Consider the following 15,927-nt stretch of genomic DNA (forward strand, 5'->3'; position numbering starts at 1 on the left):
TGGTCGGCACAGCGCCGGGCAGGCAATCCGACCCGGCGCGTTAAGACCCGGCTTCCGTTTCTGTCATTATGGCATACAGCTCTTCATCGCTTTGCGCGGCGCGCAGGCGACGGCAGACCGTTTTATCGGCCAGGCGCTTGGCCACCAGGGCCAGGGTATGCAGATGGGTTTTACACTGCTCGGCCGGCACCAATAGCGCAAACAGCAAATCCACCGGTTGATTATCTATCGCATCAAAGGCAATGGGCTGCTCCAGGCGGATAAATACGCCGACCGCGCGCAGCGTGTCTTCCTCCAGCTTGCCGTGCGGGATGGCAATGCCGTTGCCAATACCGGTACTGCCCATGCGCTCACGGGTTAATACGGCGTCGAATACCACCTGCGGCGCCAGGTTGAGCTGCTTGGCCGCCAGTTCGCTGATAATTTCCAGCGCGCGCTTTTTGCTCTGGCAGTGGATGGAGCCGCGGGTGCATTCAAGGCTTAACACCGTGTTTATTTGCAAAGCTGTATCGTTAGTCATTTCATTTCACTTAAGGCGCTGTTTCGCCTTTAAGACCCATCGGCCCGTTATCGTATGGATAACGAGCCGATGTGAGGTTGGGTAGCGATGGCGGCTACCGTGAATTTAGTACTGTTTCAGTTTTTCTTTATGCTTATTCAACTGGCGCGTCAGCTTGTCGATCAACAGATCGACGGCGGCATACATATCGTCCGCCTCGGACGTCGCGTGCAGCTCACCGCCGTTGACATGGATCGTCGCTTCGGCAATCTGCTGGACTTTTTCGATCTTCAGAACAATATATACCTGATTGATCCGGTCGAAGTACTGTTCCAGCTTGGAAAATTTCGTGGTGACGAAATCGCGCAAAGCATCGGTGATTTCAACGCGCTGTCCGGTAATATTCAGCTGCATAGTGTCTTCCTTCTCTGTAGAGGTCAAACCAATTGCTTGCGCTGGTTTGACGGCGGGATGGACAAAGACTCTCTGTATTTTGCTACGGTTCGCCGCGCCACCATAATGCCCTGATCGGAAAGCAGGGTGGTCAGCTTGCTGTCGCTTAGCGGCTTCGCCGGGTTTTCCGCGGCGATTAATTTTCTCACCAGCGCACGAATGGCCGTGGAGGACGCTTCGCCTCCCCCCTCGGTATTGACGTGGCTCGAGAAAAAATATTTCAGTTCAAAAATGCCGCGCGGACTGTGCAGATATTTTTGCGTCGTCACGCGTGATATGGTCGATTCATGCATATCCACCGCCTGGGCGATATCCGCCAGCACCATGGGGCGCATGAATTCCTCGCCCTGTTCGAAAAAAGCCTGCTGCTGCTCGACGATGCAACGGGTCACCCTTAACAAGGTATCATTACGACTTTCGAGGCTTTTAATCAACCAGCGCGCTTCCTGCAAATGGCTGCGGATAAACTGTCCGTCCGAGTCGTTGCGGGTGGTATTGCCGAGCGCGGCGTACTGCTGGTTGATTTTAAGATTGGGAATGCTGTCGGTATTGAGCTCCACCGTCCAGCGGTTATGCACCTTGCGCACCAACACGTCAGGGATGACATATTGCGATTCGGTGGTATTGATCGATTGGCCGGGACGGGGATCGAGCGACTGGATCAGCGCCATGGCGCATTTCAGCACTTCTTCCTTGAGCCGCGTGGAGCGCAGCAGGGTGCGGAAATCATGGCTGGCCAGCAGATCGAGATATTCGCTGACGATAAGCCTGGCTTCATTGATATAAGGAAAGTCTTTCGACAGCTGGGATAGCTGGATCAGCAGGCAATCACGCAAATCCCGCGCCGCCACGCCTACCGGATCGAAGCGCTGCACGCGTTTAAGCACCGCTTCCACTTCATCCATGGTCACGCTGTCATCGCCGATGCATTCGAGGATATCCTCCAGCGGCACGGTCAGGTAACCGGTTTCATCCACCGCGTCGACGATCGAGGTGGCGATGGCGATATCGGTGTCCGAAAAGGGCGTCAGCTCCACCTGCCACATCAGGTAATCCTGCAGGGTCTGGATGGTTTCGCCCTGGTAAATCGGCAGCTCTTCGTCACGGTAGTCGGTACCGGTGCCCGAAGGCGTGCCCGCCGAGTACATTTCGTCCCAGGTGGCGTCCAGCGGCAGTTCTTCCGGCATATCCTTTTGCTCCATCGCTTCGCGGGTATCAAGCGATTCGCTATCCGGCGTTTCGTGTGAGTCTATTTCTTCATGGACATCGGTTTGCTCAAGTAAAGGATTGCTTTCCAGCGCGGTCTGTATTTCCTGCTGGAGTTCAAGCGTAGACAGTTGCAACAGGCGGATCGCCTGCTGTAACTGCGGAGTCATGGCTAGTTGCTGACTAAACCTGAGTTGCAAACCTTGCTTCATATAATGCGTCAATTAACCTCTTGGGGCTTTAACTTCAGGACACCTTATCAGAGGCGGAACTCTTCGCCCAGATAAACACGCTTCACCTGCTCGTCCTGCAGGATTTCAGCGGGCGTGCCATGGGCGATAAGATGTCCCTGGCTTACGATATAGGCACGCTCGCAGACGTCCAATGTTTCGCGTACGTTATGATCGGTAATCAGCACGCCGAGTCCGCTATCGCGCAAATGTTCGATGATTTTTTTAATATCGATAACGGAAATCGGGTCGACGCCGGCAAAGGGTTCGTCGAGCAGGATAAATTTAGGATTCGCCGCCAGGGCACGGGCAATTTCCACCCGCCGCCGCTCGCCGCCGGATAAGGATTGTCCCAGGTTATCGCGCAGATGGGCGATATGGAATTCTTCCATCAGGGCATTGGCGCGGTCTTCGCGCTGCGCGGCGTTGAGATCGTTCCTGATCTGCAATACCGCCATCAGGTTATCGAACACGCTCAGGCGGCGGAAAATCGACGCTTCCTGCGGCAGGTAACCGATGCCGCGCCGGGCGCGGGTATGCAACGGCAGCAGGCTGATATCGTCGTCGTCGATAATAATGCGCCCGGCGTCGCGCTGGATGATGCCGACCACCATGTAGAACGTGGTGGTTTTGCCGGCCCCGTTCGGCCCCAGCAACCCGACGATTTCCCCTGAGCTGACCTTAAGGCTGACGTCTTCCACCACATGGCGGCCCTTATAAGCTTTAGCCAGGTTTTCTGCGATTAATGTTGCCATGGGTTCAATTACTCTTATTTATTGCCGGGCTTGGGCGCCGCGGACGGTTTGGGCGCCGCGGCCGCCGGGTTTTTATCCTGCAGCTGGGACGGCACCAATATGGTGGTGACCCGTTTGCCCTTGTCGCTGAATGCTTCCATCTGCTGTTTCTTCACCAGGTAGGTGATGCGATCGCCCTTGACATTGCTGTCGAGCTGTTCGAGATAGGCATCGCCGGTCAGCACCACAAAATCATTGGCCAACTCATAACGGACCTTTTGCGCATGGCCCTTGACCGGCTTGCCGTTGTCCTGCAACTGGTAAAAGGTCACAGGATTACCGTAGCCTTCGACCACTTCCTTGCCCTGCTCGCCGTTGGGGCGGGTGATGACCACCTTGTCGGCCCGGATATCGATGGAGCCTTGCTTGACCACGACGGTACCGGTGAGGGTGACGGTATTGGTTTGCATATCAACGGCCTGCTGCGCGGAGTCGATATTAATCGGCTGATTGGTATCGTCGGTCAGCGCCATGGCATTGGCGCTTGCCAGCAACAGCGCGCCGGCCGCAAAAACGTTATAAATGTTATTTTGGATTTTGGATTTCATAAGAGGTCTTAACCTTTTCAATCAGCTCGGCAGTCTTGTTCCGCAGATTTCCGCGCATTTTCATGCCTTTAGAGTTAAATCCGATGCCATATAGGGTCACCTCGTCATCGGAGGAAACATCCTGCGTAACAAGATTCACCACAGCGTTATCGGTTCTGATGCGCTGCAGCTGCGAAGTTTCGGTCAGACTATCAACCTGAACATGGCCGTATAAGTAAAGCATTTTATCATTGGTGAGCTTGGCCCGATCGGCGCGGACTGTCCAGGTGGCGACCTTATTATCATCGTACATCGTCGCCACCGGCCGGGTAAACCAGGTAATCTGCTCAAGCGCGAAGTGGTCGACGTGCTCTGAAATTAACCGATAATTCAGGCCGCCCACCGGATTGTATACCAGGGTAATGGTATGTTCGCTCTGGTAGGTCGGTTCGCCGTTGTCGGCCGCCGCCGGGGCCTGGCCGCCGTCTTTATCCGCCAGGTTGAGGCCAATCAATACCAGCGCCACCAATACCAGCAGTACGGTGATCCAACATTTTGTCTTACTCATACCGACTGCCCTTTGGCATCATCAAGCTTCCCTTGCGCCAGCAGAACTAAATCACAGATTTCGCGCACCGCGCCGCGGCCGCCCGCTATATGCGTTATATAATCGGCCTTCGGCAGCAGCATCGGGTGCGCGTCGGCCACGGCGACGCTCAATCCGACCCGCGACATCACCGGCCAATCAATAAGATCATCGCCGATATACGCGACTCGATCCGCTGTTAAAGATAGTTTAACCAATAGATCCTCAAAGGCCAAAAGCTTATCCGACTGGCCCTGGTAGAGATGGGTAATCCCAAGGGTACGGGCGCGATCCTCGACCAGCCTGGCCGACCGGCCGGTAATAATAGCGACCTCGATGCCCGCTGTCAGTAAGCACCGGATGCCATAGCCGTCGCGCACGTTGAACGCCTTGAGTTCCTCGCCCTGGTTGCCCTGGTAAACCAGGCCGTCCGACAGTACCCCGTCCACGTCGCAAATCAGCAACCGGGTATCCCGGGCGCGCAACAGTATCCGTTGGTCAACCGGACCGTAGCAGGTCGCTATACGGGTGATGTCTTGCATGGCGTGTTTCCTTGTTAAATAACGCCGGCTCGCAGCATATCATGCATATGCACCACGCCCATCAGCCGGTTCTGGTCCGCCACCAGCACCGAGGTGATGTGGCGCGACTGCATAAGGTTGAGCGCGTCGACCGCCAGGGTGTTGGGGCTGACGCGGATGCCGCCGGCGGTCATCAGGTCGGCGATGCGCGCCTGGTTTAGATCCACGCCCATATCGAACACCCGGCGTAAATCGCCATCGGTAAAAATGCCCTCGATGTTCATGTTATCGTCGCATATCACCGTCATGCCGAGGTTTTTACGGGTGATTTCCAGCAAGGCGTCGCGCAGCGAGGCATCCTGGGGGGTGATCGGGATTTCGTCGCCGGCGTGCATGATATCGGTCACCCGCAGCAATAGTTTACGCCCCAGCGCGCCGCCGGGGTGGGAGAGGGCGAAGTCCTCGGAGGTAAAGCCGCGGGCCTGCAGCAGCGCCACCGCCAGCGCGTCGCCCATCACCAGGGCGGCGGTGGTGCTGGTGGTGGGGGCCAAACCCAGTGGGCAGGCTTCCAGGGGCACGTGGACGCAGATATGGATATCCGCCGCCTTGCCCATGGCGCTGGCCGGATTGCCGGTCATGCAAATCAGCGGGATCTGCAGGCGCTTGAGCACCGGGAAAAGCGACAGGATTTCATTGGATTCGCCGGAGTTGGACAAGGCGATCACGATATCCTGCGCCGATACCATGCCCAAATCACCGTGGCCGGCCTCGCCGGGATGCACAAAAAAGGACGGCGTGCCGGTGCTGGCGAAGGTGGCCGCCATCTTGCGGCCGATATGGCCGGATTTGCCCATTCCCATCACCACGACTTTCCCGCTGCAATAAAATATTTTTTCGCACGCGCGGCGGAAGTCGTCGTTGATATATTGATCAAGCTGCGCCAGACCTTCCCGCTCGGCGGCGAGAACCTGTTTACCGGCCGCCGGGAAATCAAAGTCCGGCGCTAATGACAAATGTGACATAAAGTTATCCTGATGCACCCGGCGGCGTCCGCGGGCTAAATAAACAACACCGTAACATAGGCGGCAAAACCACATAATAACAGAGCGCCCATGGCAGAGTTGATCCTGCGGCGCTTTCCCAGGCAAAACGCCGTCAATATGACGCTTGCCGCCAGCATCACCCAATAATCGCGCGTAAACGCCAGCGGACTGAACGGGCCGGGAGACAGCAGGGCCGGTACCGCCAGCACCATCACGCTATTGACGATATTGGAGCCGATGAGATTGCCCAGGGCGATATCGTTTTCACCTTTCAGGGCGCCGGCGATGACCGTGGCCAGCTCCGGTAGGCTGGTGCCGAGGGCCACCGCCGTCAGGCCGATAACCAAATCGCCCACCCCCAGGTGGCGGGCCACCACGCCGGCGTTGTCAATCACCATATGCGCCGATATCGGCATGATGATAAAGGCCAGGGCCAGCCACAGCACCGCCACGGTATTGCTGCTGTCCTGCGTGTCCTGCGGCAGCTCGGCCAGCTGCTCGCGGGTCAGGCTGTCGGTGCCCTCGCTCAGCGCGCGTCGGGAAATAACCACCATGGTGGCAATATACCCTATCGCCGCCAGTAACAGTATCATACCATCCAGGCGGCTCAGGGCGCGATCCGCCAGCACCAGGCCGCACAGCGCCGTGGCCAGCAGCAGCAGCGGCAGCTCGCGCCGCACGATATCCGAATGGAAGGCCATGGGCCTGATAAGCGCCGCGCCGCCGACAATCAATAATATATTGATAATATTGGAACCGAGGATATTACCCACGGTCATATCGATCTGGTGGTTCAGGGCGGCGGTCACCGCGACCAGCAGTTCGGGCAAGGACGTACCGAACGCCACTATGGTGCAGCCTATCAGCCAGGGCGCTATGCCCAGCGAACGGCCGATCACGGCAGCACTGTAAACCAATCTATCCGCGCCATAAACCAGTAGAATAAGGCCAATAACTAATAATGACGTGGCAAAAAACATGTGAAGTCCTTGATTTTGAAGAATCCTGGGCTAATGTCGACAACGCCGCTTCACGGGCGGGCGGTTGAGGAAGACGGCAATAGGGCGCGCGGTCTGATTTTACTGTTAGCGTGCCAAAAGTAAAACATCGGATATGCCCTATCTTACCGCCGCCACGGTAATTTTTATGTAAAAGTTCGATGAATCGGTCCTATTGCTTTAATATCTAGGGCTATAGGTTTCAGTGGGAAATACATGGGCAGTAACAACATGAACCAGACGGAACATTTGGTCGATATCCGCGCATTGAGTTTCCGCCGCGGCAACCGGCCGATATTCGACAACATTACCCTGCAGGTTCCCAGGGGAAAAATCACCGCGATCATGGGGCCGTCGGGTATCGGTAAAACGACTCTGTTACGTCTGATTGGTGGCCAACTGCCGCCCGACAGCGGCGAAATTTGGTTTGACGGCGATAATATTCCCGCCTTATCCCGTCGCCGGCTGTATGAGGTGCGCAAAAAAATCAGCATGCTGTTCCAGTCCGGCGCCCTGTTCACCGATATTAACGTTTTTGAGAACGTGGCCTTCCCGCTGCGGCAGCATACCCGCCTGCCGGAGGAGGTTCTGCGTACCACCGTGATGATGAAGCTGGAGGCGGTGGGGCTGCGCGGCGCGGCGTCCCTGATGCCCTCCGAGCTTTCGGGCGGCATGGCCAGGCGCGCCGCGCTGGCCCGCGCCATTGCGCTCGATCCGGAACTCATTATGTTTGACGAGCCCTTCGTCGGTCAGGATCCTATTACCATGGGAGTGCTGGTCAAACTTATCGATGAACTCAATCACGCGCTGGGCGTTACCTGTATCGTGGTCTCGCATGACGTGCCGGAGGTGTTGAGCATCGCCGATTACGCGTATATCGTGGCCGAGCAGCATGTCATCGCGGAAGGGACGCCGGCCGAGCTGCGCGCCAACCAGGATCCCAGGGTGCGGCAGTTCCTCGACGGCATCGCCGACGGTCCCGTGCCGTTTAATTTCCCCGCCAGAGATTACAAAACGCAGCTTTTAGGTTCAGGGAGTTGACCGAGCCATGCTAATACAACAGGCATTAGCGTCTTTTGGACGCCGGGGCATCAGCGTCTGCCATACCTTCGGGCGGGCGGGCGCGATGCTATTTAACGCGCTGGTGGGCAAACCCGCCTTCCGGCAGCAGTGGCCGTTATTGATCAAGCAGCTTTATAGCGTCGGGGTACAGTCGTTAATCATTATCATTGTCTCGGGGCTGTTTATCGGCATGGTGCTGGGGCTGCAGGGTTATATCATCCTGACCACCTACAGCGCCGAAGCCAGCCTGGGCATGATGGTGGCGTTGTCGCTGCTGCGTGAGCTCGGCCCGGTGGTGACCGCGCTGCTGTTCGCCGGTCGCGCGGGGTCGGCGCTGACCGCGGAAATCGGCCTGATGAAGGCCACCGAGCAGTTGTCCAGCCTGGAAATGATGGCGGTCGATCCGCTGCGGCGCATCGTGGCGCCCCGTTTTTGGGCCGGCGTCATCAGCATGCCGCTGCTGACGGCCATTTTTGTCGCGGTGGGCATTTGGGGCGGCGGTGTCGTGGGGGTGGACTGGAAGGGGATCGATAACGGTTATTTCTGGTCCGCCATGCAAGGCGCTGTGGATTGGCACCAGGATTTGGTGAACTGTCTGATTAAGAGCGTGGTTTTCGCCATTACGGTCACGTGGATCGCGCTGTTTAACGGTTATGATGCGATCCCGACCTCGGAAGGGATCAGCCGCGCGACCACCAGAACGGTCGTCCATGCGTCCCTGGCGGTGTTGGGACTGGATTTTGTGCTGACAGCACTGATGTTTGGGAAGTGAGTTGATGCAAACGAAAAAAAGTGAAATCTGGGTCGGCGTCTTTATGATAATCGCCCTGTGCGCCGTTATTTTCCTGTGCCTGAAAGTGGCGGATATCCGCTCGGTGGGCAATGTTTCCACTTACCGTATTTCGGCCACCTTCGATAATATCGGCGGCCTGAAGGTGCGCTCGCCGGTGAAAGTGGGCGGCGTGGTGGTGGGCCGGGTGGCGGAAATTACCCTCGACCCGAAAACCTACGCGCCCAAGGTCACCATGGATATCGAGGATACCTACAACCACATCCCCGATACCAGTTCCCTGGCCATTCGCACCTCGGGCCTGCTGGGCGAGCAGTTCCTGGCGCTGAACATCGGTTTTGAGGACCCCGACATGGGAACGTCTATCCTTAAGGACGGCGGTGTTATCCAGGACACCAAATCGGCCCTGGTACTGGAAGACCTGATTGGCCAATTCCTGTACAAGAGCGGCGACAAGCCCGCCCCGGCCGGCGGCGATACCGTCCCCGCAGCCGGCACCGATGCCGCGCCCGCGGCCGGCAACGGCACGGCTCCCGCACCTGCAACCGGCGGCGGCAACGCGCCCGCCGCGGCGACGAATTAATAAGAGGATAATAATTTATGTTTAAGCGTTTTTTACTGCCGGTCCTGCTGGCCCTGCTGGCGGTCGCGCCGCTGGCCCAGGCCGTCGACCAGACCAATCCCTACGCGCTGATGAACGCGGCGGCGGATAAAACCTTTACCCGGCTGAAGAATGAGCAAAGCCAGGTTCGCGCCAATCCCAACGTGCTGCGTGATGTGGTGAGGGAAGAACTGCTGCCGTATGTGCAGGTCAAATACGCCGGCGCGCTGGTGCTCGGCACCTATTACCGCCAGGCCACCCCGGCGCAGCGCGACGCCTACTTCAAGGCCTTCCAGGCTTACCTGGAGCAGGCCTACGGCCAGGCGCTGGCGATGTACAGCAACCAAAGCTACCAGGTTGCCCCGCAGCAACCCCTGGGCGACGCCACCATTATCGCCATCCGCGTGACCATCGTCGATCAGGGCGGACGTCCGCCGGTGCGGCTGGATTTCCAGTGGCGCAAGAATAGCCAGACCGGTAACTGGCAGGCCTACGATATGATTGCCGAAGGGGTGAGCATGATCACCACCAAGCAGAATGAATGGGCGTCGACGCTGCGCCAGCAGGGCATCGATGGGCTGACCCGGCAATTACAGGCCGCCGCCGAACGTCCTATTACGCTGGATAAGCAGAACAATGGCTGAAACCCTGAGCTGGCAGGCCGAGGATGACACCCTGGTCCTGCGCGGCGAGCTTGACCGCGTTACGCTGCTGCCCTTCTGGGAGCAGCGCGAAAACGCCCTGCAGGGCGTTCGTTTTCTGGATGTCTCGCGGCTGGACCGGGTGGATTCCGCCGGCGTCGCGCTGATGCTGCACCTGTGCGCGCTCCAGGCCGCGCGCGGGGGCACGCTCCAGCTTACCGGCGTCACCGAAAAATTACGAACCCTTATCACCTTGTACAACCTGCATAATATCCTGCCCTGCGCGGACGATTCCCCCGGCTGACGAGATGATTACATTATTGCCTGTTTCCGATGACGACGTATTCATCTAAGATATCGGCTTGTTTCCCGACCCATGACAGTGATTTGACCCCCTATGGAAAACCACGAAATCAAAGAAGTGCTGATGAATGCCGGGGACCTGGCATTAGACGAGGCTCACGTGACGGGCGATGGCAGCCATTTTCAGGTCATCGTCGTGAGCGGGCTGTTTGCCGGCATGAGCCGCATCAAAAAACAGCAGGCGGTATACGCGCCGTTGATGGAATATATTTCGGACAATCGTATCCACGCGCTCTCTATCAAGGCCTATACCCCGGAAGAGTGGCAGCGCGATCGTAAACTAAATGGTTTTTAGGTGGTAGGCGATGCCGCGCTGTGGCGTTGAACATCAAAGCCCCGTTAAATACAGAGAGCAGTGTTGATGGATAAATTTCGTGTCCAGGGTCCGACCCGCCTAAGCGGCGAAGTGACCATTTCCGGTGCTAAAAATGCGGCATTGCCGATATTGTTCGCCGCGTTGCTGGCGGAAAAGCCGGTAGAAATACAAAACGTACCCAAATTAAAAGACATCGACACCACCATGCAACTGCTGCGCCAGCTTGGCGCCAAGGTGGAGCGCAATGGGTCGGTGCATGTGGATGCGGGCGGCGTGGATGTGTTCTGCGCGCCCTATGAACTGGTCAAGACCATGCGCGCCTCCATTTGGGCGCTGGGGCCGCTGGTGGCCCGTTTCGGCCAGGGCCAGGTCTCGTTGCCCGGTGGTTGCGCCATCGGCGCCCGGCCGGTAGACCTGCATATTACCGGACTTGAGCAGCTTGGCGCCACCATCAAGCTGGAAGAAGGTTATGTCAAGGCGTCGGTGGACGGACGGCTGCATGGCGCGCATATCGTCATGGACAAAGTCAGCGTCGGCGCCACGGTAACCATCATGAGCGCCGCCACCCTGGCGACAGGCACCACCATCATTGAAAACGCCGCCCGCGAGCCGGAAATTGTCGATACCGCCCATTTCCTGATTACGCTGGGGGCAAAGATCACCGGCGCCGGTACCGATAAAATCACTATCGAGGGCGTAGAGCGTCTTGGCGGCGGCGTTTACCGCGTGCTGCCCGATCGCATTGAAACCGGCACTTTCCTGGTGGCGGCGGCTATTTCTGGCGGTCGCGTGGTATGCCGGGCAACCCGTCCCGATACCCTGGACGCGGTATTGGCCAAGCTGCGTGAAGCCGGCGCCGATATCGAAACCGGCGACGACTGGATAAGCCTGGACATGCATGGCCGCCGGCCGAAAGCCATTACGCTGCGCACCGCCCCCCATCCCGGTTTCCCCACCGATATGCAGGCGCAGTTCAGTTTGCTGAACCTGGTGGCCGAAGGCACCGGCGTGATTACCGAAACCATTTTTGAAAATCGCTTTATGCACGTGCCGGAACTGATCCGCATGGGCGCGCGGGCGGAAATCGAAAGTAATACGGTCATCTGCCATGGGGTGGCAACCCTGTCCGGCGCGCAGGTGATGGCCACCGATTTACGTGCTTCCGCCAGCCTGGTGCTGGCGGGATGTATTGCCGAAGGCGTGACGGTGGTGGACCGCATCTATCATATCGATCGCGGTTATGACTGCATCGAGGCCAAGCTGCGTAAGCTGGGCGCGAATATCGAGCGCGTCACCGGCGAATGATCGCCCGGCCGCCGCATCGGCTTCACTCGGCCGATACGTGCGGTTGCCGAGGTTTCAATCGCCGGCTGGGAACGGCCGACGCCGGGGTGGCTGCGTATCGTTTACCGGGTCGGTGCGTGGCCGCGCCATTGCCTGATACCGCGTCGGTAACCTGAACTGCTTTATCGCCACCCGCGAGGGTTTTACTGTCATATTGCCTGGCAGCCTGCGTCATTTCCCGCATCACGCTTTTGGTTGCATAGCCATATTTCCTGGCAATTTCCTGCGAATCCACGCCGCGTTGAATGTCATGCCAGGCAGGTCCCAGTAACGAGATCGTTTCCAGGAGGAGAAGCGCGTGGCGGTTGGTTAAGTCATATTTCTTCTTCAAGTGTTGGCAATTTTGACCCTTCCGCGCCTCTTTTCCCGCATGACTCGTGACGCACGCCATTTCAATGCGCGCTATCGGCCCCGGCTCATAAATACCATGCATTTCCGCGATATCCCGGCAGTTGAAACCATCCGTGGCCATTCCTTCAAGAATACTCATATAGGCATCATGGCCTGCGCTCAATGCCTGGAATAACACCTTGGGGTTTTGCGCGTCGGACAGGTCAATACTGGCTGAATAGCGCGACAGCGCCTCAGGTCGATGCGGCTCATCGATGCGAAAGATACTGCCGCTGGTTTTGACTAACAGCCGGTCCCTTAAGATGCAGCAATAGTTATCCATTAAGCCGCAAGCGGACTTGTGGCTTAGGGTGGAACAATACCTGTCAATCGCCCCGAGTACGGCATTGAATTCGTGCAGCGATCGCAATGTGCGTAAATTCATGGATATCCGGTCATGGGCGGCCCACAGCCGGTATTGCCGCGATTGTTGCATGGCTATTTTCCTCAGTTTATCCCGATCGTCCGTGCGCGCACGCCGGGCCGATTTCACCGGCTGTTTCTGGCTTGCGCCAATACTGCTGGCCAGCGCAATGCCCTGTGGGTTGTGCACGCCGGTAAATGTTGGTTCGATAACGTTTTCGCGCTGGGTTTCTGACAAGACGGGGGGAGGCGGCGGTGTGGAACGGGATGCTGAATTGAGCGGTATGGACAACATTGTTGGATAATCCTCGGCCGGTTGATAAAGGGGCTTCCCGGCCCGGAACAGCCATTCCCGGGCGCGGATAACCTCCGCTAAACCGTGCGGGGCGTGAGGCGGGCCGGCTTAGCTGACCCGCATTATAATGAGATGGGGACGCAGGGAATGACTATTGCGCTTTTGTTTGTGCGTTATTGAGTCATCAGGGCATAGGCCGTTCCACCCGTGGCGCATCGTGGGCGCGCGGCATCAGTCGGAAGCCGGATACTCCTGGATGGTCACATCAAGCTTAAGCTTGGCGCCGTTGCGTAAGATGACGACCGGGATCACCGAGCCGGGCCTGATTTCCGCCACCTGATCCATGGTTTCAATGGCCGATACCGCCGGTTTATTGTTGACGTTGAGGATGACATCGTTGATTTTGATGCCGGCATGCGCCGCCGGGCCGCCGGGGGTTACTTCATTGACGATAATGCCCTGGATACGGTCCATATTGGCGCCGGTGGTGTGCAGCGGATCCACCTCGCGGCCGCCGATACCGATATAACCGCGGATAACCCGCCCGTCACGAATCAGCTTATTCATCACCTTGGTGGCCAGGGCGGTGGGGATGGCGAAACCGATGCCCTCGGGCGTTTCGCCGTTATTGCTTTTATCGAACGACAGGGTATTGATGCCCACCAGTTCGCCCAGGCTGTTGATAAGCGCCCCGCCGGAGTTGCCGCGGTTGATGGAGGCGTCGGTCTGCAGGAAATTCTGGCGGCCGGAAGGGCTCAGGCCGATACGGCCGGTGGCGCTGATAATGCCCTGGGTAACGGTTTGGCCCAGGTTGTAGGGATTGCCGATGGCCATGACCACATCGCCGATATGCGGCGCGCGGCGGGGATTGATGGTGATGACCGGCAGGTTGGTGGCGTTGATTTTCAGCACCGCCAGGTCGGTAAGGCTGTCGGAGCCGACCAGTTGTGCCTCATAACCGCGCCCATCCTGCAAAGCCACGATAATCTGTTCGGCGTCGTTGATCACATGCTTATTGGTGATCAGGTAGCCTTTCTGGTTCATGATGACGCCGGAGCCCAGGGTATGGATTTCCAGTTCATTATGCGAACTGCTGTTCATGCTGCGGTTGTAGACGTTGACTACCGCCGGCGCGGCGCGGCGCACGGCCTGGTTATAGCTGGCAGGGGTCTCGTCCTCGCTGTCGGCATGGCCGGTTATCAGCGTGCCGGTGGTGGAACGCAGCCCAGGCAACGCCAGCAGCATGATGCCCGCGATGATAAGTCCAAAAATAACCGCACGTAGAAGCTTAACCAGCATGATATCCGAACAAGAGGATGGAAATAGCGGCAGGATAACATGAGTTTATCGGACACCGCATTCCCGGTGTCCGATTTTTTGTAATATCAACGCAATAAGAGGAAAATGCTCTCGTCGCCACGCATGATATTCATTGCCATCACCGCGGGTTTGGCCGCCAGCACTTTACGCAACTGGATGATGTTTTCCACCCGTTCGCGGTTGATGCCGATGATCACGTCGCCTTTATGCAGGCCAATCTGCGCCGCCGGGGTATCTTTCGCCACGTCATCCACCGCCACCCCTTTGGTGCCGTCCTTCAACTGCCCGTTGCTAAGCGATGCGCCCTGCAGGGACGGCGTCAGGATTTCCGCGTTGGTGGTGGTGGCGGCGCTATCGTCAAGCGTTACCGTCACCTCCACCGGTTTGCCTTCGCGCAGCAGGCCCAGCTTGACGGCCTTGCCCGGCGCGGTGGTGCCGATTTTCACCCGCAGCTCGGCAAAGCTGGTGATGGGCTTGCCTTCGATGGCCACGATAATGTCGCCGGCCTTGACCCCCGCCTTGGCGGCGGCGCCACCCGGCAGGACTTCGCTGACAAACGCGCCGCGCTGGGTATCGATCTTGAAGGCCTTGGCCATATCGGCGGTCATTTCGCTGCCCTTGATGCCGAGCAGGCCGCGTTTCACCGAGCCGAATTCTATCAACTGCTGGCTAAGGTTTTGCACCATGTTGCTGGGGATGGCGAAACCAATGCCGATATTGCCGCCGCCCGGCGCCAGGATGGCGGTATTGATGCCGATAAGCTCGCCGTTAAGGTTAATCAGCGCGCCGCCGGAGTTGCCGCGGTTAATCGAGGCGTCGGTCTGGATAAAGTTTTCCAGTCCTTCCAGGTTCAGACCGCTGCGACCCAGCGCCGAGATAATGCCGGAGGTGGCGGTTTGCCCCAGGCCGAACGGATTACCCACCGCCACGGCAAAATCACCGACCCGCAGGCCATCGGAGTCGGCCATTTTTATTTCGCTCAGGCCTTTCGGATCGGGCAATTGCAGCAATGCCAGGTCGGTCTGCTCGTCGCGCCCGACCAGCTTGGCGTCGAATTCGCGGCCGTCATTTAGCTGGACTTTGATTTTATCCGCGCCGTTTACCACATGGTTGTTGGTAATGACATAACCTTTGGCGGCGTTGATGATAACGCCGGAGCCCAGCCCTTCAAACGGGCGGGAGTCGCCCGGCTGCTGCTGTTCGCCGGGGGTGGCGCCCGGGCCGAAGAAATATTTGAATTCCTTCGGCAGGGTGGGACGCTGTATCTGCTGGGTGCCCTCCACATGCACGCTGACCACCGCCGGAAGGACTTTTTCCAGCATCGGGGCCAGGCTGGGCATGGTTTGTCCAGGTACCGCGGCCGGCAGAGCCGCTTGGGCAGTTAGGGTAGAAGAGGTGAGACCGAGTCCGATGCAAAGTGCCAATGCGCTGAATAAAGGGGTTGTTTTCATTAAACTTGTTACTCGCTTGCTGTCAGTGAACGACGCCATTAATCATTAACGATGTTAAAACGCCACTTTGAATTATTCTATGACCCTGGCGGGACGGCTAAAGTTCAGTCGCGGCGCGGTAAGGTTATGTCAGC

At 57.9% G+C, this 15,927-nt stretch carries 19 protein-coding genes; 7 read left to right on the top strand and 12 right to left on the bottom strand.

Annotation, left to right across the window (positions count from 1 at the left end):
- Positions 1–40 precede the first annotated feature (40 nt).
- The 9 genes from ptsN to GRH90_RS12380 form a co-directional block, all read right to left on the bottom strand.
- Positions 41–520 carry a PTS IIA-like nitrogen regulatory protein PtsN gene (gene ptsN / locus GRH90_RS12340; protein WP_162366254.1) on the bottom strand — a complete coding sequence of 160 codons (480 nt, stop codon included), beginning with the start codon at positions 518–520 and terminating at the stop codon, positions 41–43.
- A 105-nt stretch (positions 521–625) separates the two neighbouring features.
- Positions 626–913: a ribosome hibernation promoting factor gene (gene hpf / locus GRH90_RS12345; protein ID WP_162366255.1), complete on the bottom strand. Its 288-nt coding sequence runs from the start codon at positions 911–913 to the stop codon at positions 626–628.
- A gap of 23 nt (positions 914–936) precedes the next feature.
- Positions 937–2,370: an RNA polymerase factor sigma-54 gene (gene rpoN / locus GRH90_RS12350; RefSeq protein WP_162366256.1), complete on the bottom strand. Its 1,434-nt coding sequence runs from the start codon at positions 2,368–2,370 to the stop codon at positions 937–939.
- A gap of 47 nt (positions 2,371–2,417) precedes the next feature.
- A complete protein-coding gene (gene lptB / locus GRH90_RS12355) occupies positions 2,418–3,143 on the bottom strand; it encodes an LPS export ABC transporter ATP-binding protein (RefSeq protein ID WP_162366257.1) in 726 nt (241 codons plus the stop codon).
- 14 nt (positions 3,144–3,157) lie between these two features.
- A complete protein-coding gene (lptA, locus tag GRH90_RS12360; RefSeq protein WP_162366258.1) occupies positions 3,158–3,730 on the bottom strand; it encodes a lipopolysaccharide ABC transporter substrate-binding protein LptA in 573 nt (190 codons plus the stop codon).
- Positions 3,708–4,277 carry an LPS export ABC transporter periplasmic protein LptC gene (lptC, locus tag GRH90_RS12365; RefSeq protein ID WP_162366259.1) on the bottom strand — a complete coding sequence of 190 codons (570 nt, stop codon included), beginning with the start codon at positions 4,275–4,277 and terminating at the stop codon, positions 3,708–3,710. Before lptC ends, lptA begins: the two co-directional genes overlap by 23 nt.
- A complete protein-coding gene (gene kdsC / locus GRH90_RS12370; RefSeq protein ID WP_162366260.1) occupies positions 4,274–4,837 on the bottom strand; it encodes a 3-deoxy-manno-octulosonate-8-phosphatase KdsC in 564 nt (187 codons plus the stop codon). Before kdsC ends, lptC begins: the two co-directional genes overlap by 4 nt.
- Positions 4,838–4,851: 14 nt before the next feature.
- Positions 4,852–5,838, bottom strand: a complete 987-nt coding sequence (gene kdsD / locus GRH90_RS12375) for an arabinose-5-phosphate isomerase KdsD (RefSeq protein ID WP_162366261.1) — start codon at positions 5,836–5,838, stop codon at positions 4,852–4,854.
- A gap of 35 nt (positions 5,839–5,873) precedes the next feature.
- Positions 5,874–6,839 carry a calcium/sodium antiporter gene (locus tag GRH90_RS12380; RefSeq protein WP_162366262.1) on the bottom strand — a complete coding sequence of 322 codons (966 nt, stop codon included), beginning with the start codon at positions 6,837–6,839 and terminating at the stop codon, positions 5,874–5,876.
- Between the two features lie 249 nt (positions 6,840–7,088).
- Here GRH90_RS12380 and mlaF point away from each other — a divergent pair, with 249 nt between their 5' ends.
- The 7 genes from mlaF (at position 7,089) to murA (ending at position 11,935) form a co-directional block, all read left to right on the top strand.
- The gene (gene mlaF, locus GRH90_RS12385; protein ID WP_162366432.1) at positions 7,089–7,898 is read left to right on the top strand and encodes a phospholipid ABC transporter ATP-binding protein MlaF; all 810 of its coding nucleotides are present in this window, start codon (positions 7,089–7,091) and stop codon (positions 7,896–7,898) included.
- Between the two features lie 7 nt (positions 7,899–7,905).
- Positions 7,906–8,691, top strand: coding sequence for a lipid asymmetry maintenance ABC transporter permease subunit MlaE (gene mlaE / locus GRH90_RS12390; protein ID WP_162366263.1), 786 nt, complete (start codon positions 7,906–7,908; stop codon positions 8,689–8,691).
- A gap of 4 nt (positions 8,692–8,695) precedes the next feature.
- The gene (gene mlaD, locus GRH90_RS12395; protein WP_162366264.1) at positions 8,696–9,292 is read left to right on the top strand and encodes an outer membrane lipid asymmetry maintenance protein MlaD; all 597 of its coding nucleotides are present in this window, start codon (positions 8,696–8,698) and stop codon (positions 9,290–9,292) included.
- A gap of 17 nt (positions 9,293–9,309) precedes the next feature.
- Positions 9,310–9,954 carry a phospholipid-binding protein MlaC gene (mlaC, locus tag GRH90_RS12400; protein WP_162366265.1) on the top strand — a complete coding sequence of 215 codons (645 nt, stop codon included), beginning with the start codon at positions 9,310–9,312 and terminating at the stop codon, positions 9,952–9,954.
- Complete coding sequence (gene mlaB, locus GRH90_RS12405) at positions 9,947–10,255, top strand: lipid asymmetry maintenance protein MlaB (protein ID WP_162366266.1); 309 nt, start codon at positions 9,947–9,949, stop codon at positions 10,253–10,255. The genes mlaC and mlaB overlap by 8 nt, the downstream gene beginning before the upstream one ends.
- 93 nt (positions 10,256–10,348) lie before the next feature.
- A complete protein-coding gene (gene ibaG, locus GRH90_RS12410; protein WP_162366267.1) occupies positions 10,349–10,609 on the top strand; it encodes a BolA family iron metabolism protein IbaG in 261 nt (86 codons plus the stop codon).
- A 66-nt stretch (positions 10,610–10,675) separates the two neighbouring features.
- Positions 10,676–11,935, top strand: a complete 1,260-nt coding sequence (murA, locus tag GRH90_RS12415) for a UDP-N-acetylglucosamine 1-carboxyvinyltransferase (protein ID WP_162366268.1) — start codon at positions 10,676–10,678, stop codon at positions 11,933–11,935.
- A 22-nt stretch (positions 11,936–11,957) separates the two neighbouring features.
- Here the strand turns inward: murA and GRH90_RS12420 are convergent, their stop codons facing one another.
- The 3 genes from GRH90_RS12420 to degQ form a co-directional block, all read right to left on the bottom strand.
- Positions 11,958–13,022, bottom strand: a complete 1,065-nt coding sequence (locus GRH90_RS12420) for a hypothetical protein (RefSeq protein ID WP_162366269.1) — start codon at positions 13,020–13,022, stop codon at positions 11,958–11,960.
- A 231-nt stretch (positions 13,023–13,253) separates the two neighbouring features.
- Positions 13,254–14,321, bottom strand: coding sequence for an outer membrane-stress sensor serine endopeptidase DegS (gene degS / locus GRH90_RS12425; RefSeq protein ID WP_162366270.1), 1,068 nt, complete (start codon positions 14,319–14,321; stop codon positions 13,254–13,256).
- A gap of 86 nt (positions 14,322–14,407) precedes the next feature.
- Positions 14,408–15,793 (bottom strand): serine endoprotease DegQ, encoded by a 1,386-nt coding sequence (degQ, locus tag GRH90_RS12430; RefSeq protein ID WP_162366271.1) that lies wholly within the window; start codon positions 15,791–15,793, stop codon positions 14,408–14,410.
- Positions 15,794–15,927: the final 134 nt, after the last annotated feature.

This window comes from Acerihabitans arboris (assembly GCF_010131535.1).
Lineage (GTDB): Bacteria > Pseudomonadota > Gammaproteobacteria > Enterobacterales > Enterobacteriaceae > Acerihabitans > Acerihabitans arboris.

Coding starts and splice junctions, on each gene's coding strand:
- ptsN (WP_162366254.1), bottom strand. CDS start 520: ATGACTAACGATACAGCTTTGCAAATAAACACGGTGTTAAGCCTTGAA.
- hpf (WP_162366255.1), bottom strand. CDS start 913: ATGCAGCTGAATATTACCGGACAGCGCGTTGAAATCACCGATGCTTTG.
- rpoN (WP_162366256.1), bottom strand. CDS start 2,370: ATGAAGCAAGGTTTGCAACTCAGGTTTAGTCAGCAACTAGCCATGACT.
- lptB (WP_162366257.1), bottom strand. CDS start 3,143: ATGGCAACATTAATCGCAGAAAACCTGGCTAAAGCTTATAAGGGCCGC.
- lptA (WP_162366258.1), bottom strand. CDS start 3,730: ATGAAATCCAAAATCCAAAATAACATTTATAACGTTTTTGCGGCCGGC.
- lptC (WP_162366259.1), bottom strand. CDS start 4,277: ATGAGTAAGACAAAATGTTGGATCACCGTACTGCTGGTATTGGTGGCG.
- kdsC (WP_162366260.1), bottom strand. CDS start 4,837: ATGCAAGACATCACCCGTATAGCGACCTGCTACGGTCCGGTTGACCAA.
- kdsD (WP_162366261.1), bottom strand. CDS start 5,838: ATGTCACATTTGTCATTAGCGCCGGACTTTGATTTCCCGGCGGCCGGT.
- GRH90_RS12380 (WP_162366262.1), bottom strand. CDS start 6,839: ATGTTTTTTGCCACGTCATTATTAGTTATTGGCCTTATTCTACTGGTT.
- mlaF (WP_162366432.1), top strand. CDS start 7,089: ATGAACCAGACGGAACATTTGGTCGATATCCGCGCATTGAGTTTCCGC.
- mlaE (WP_162366263.1), top strand. CDS start 7,906: ATGCTAATACAACAGGCATTAGCGTCTTTTGGACGCCGGGGCATCAGC.
- mlaD (WP_162366264.1), top strand. CDS start 8,696: ATGCAAACGAAAAAAAGTGAAATCTGGGTCGGCGTCTTTATGATAATC.
- mlaC (WP_162366265.1), top strand. CDS start 9,310: ATGTTTAAGCGTTTTTTACTGCCGGTCCTGCTGGCCCTGCTGGCGGTC.
- mlaB (WP_162366266.1), top strand. CDS start 9,947: ATGGCTGAAACCCTGAGCTGGCAGGCCGAGGATGACACCCTGGTCCTG.
- ibaG (WP_162366267.1), top strand. CDS start 10,349: ATGGAAAACCACGAAATCAAAGAAGTGCTGATGAATGCCGGGGACCTG.
- murA (WP_162366268.1), top strand. CDS start 10,676: ATGGATAAATTTCGTGTCCAGGGTCCGACCCGCCTAAGCGGCGAAGTG.
- GRH90_RS12420 (WP_162366269.1), bottom strand. CDS start 13,022: ATGTTGTCCATACCGCTCAATTCAGCATCCCGTTCCACACCGCCGCCT.
- degS (WP_162366270.1), bottom strand. CDS start 14,321: ATGCTGGTTAAGCTTCTACGTGCGGTTATTTTTGGACTTATCATCGCG.
- degQ (WP_162366271.1), bottom strand. CDS start 15,793: ATGAAAACAACCCCTTTATTCAGCGCATTGGCACTTTGCATCGGACTC.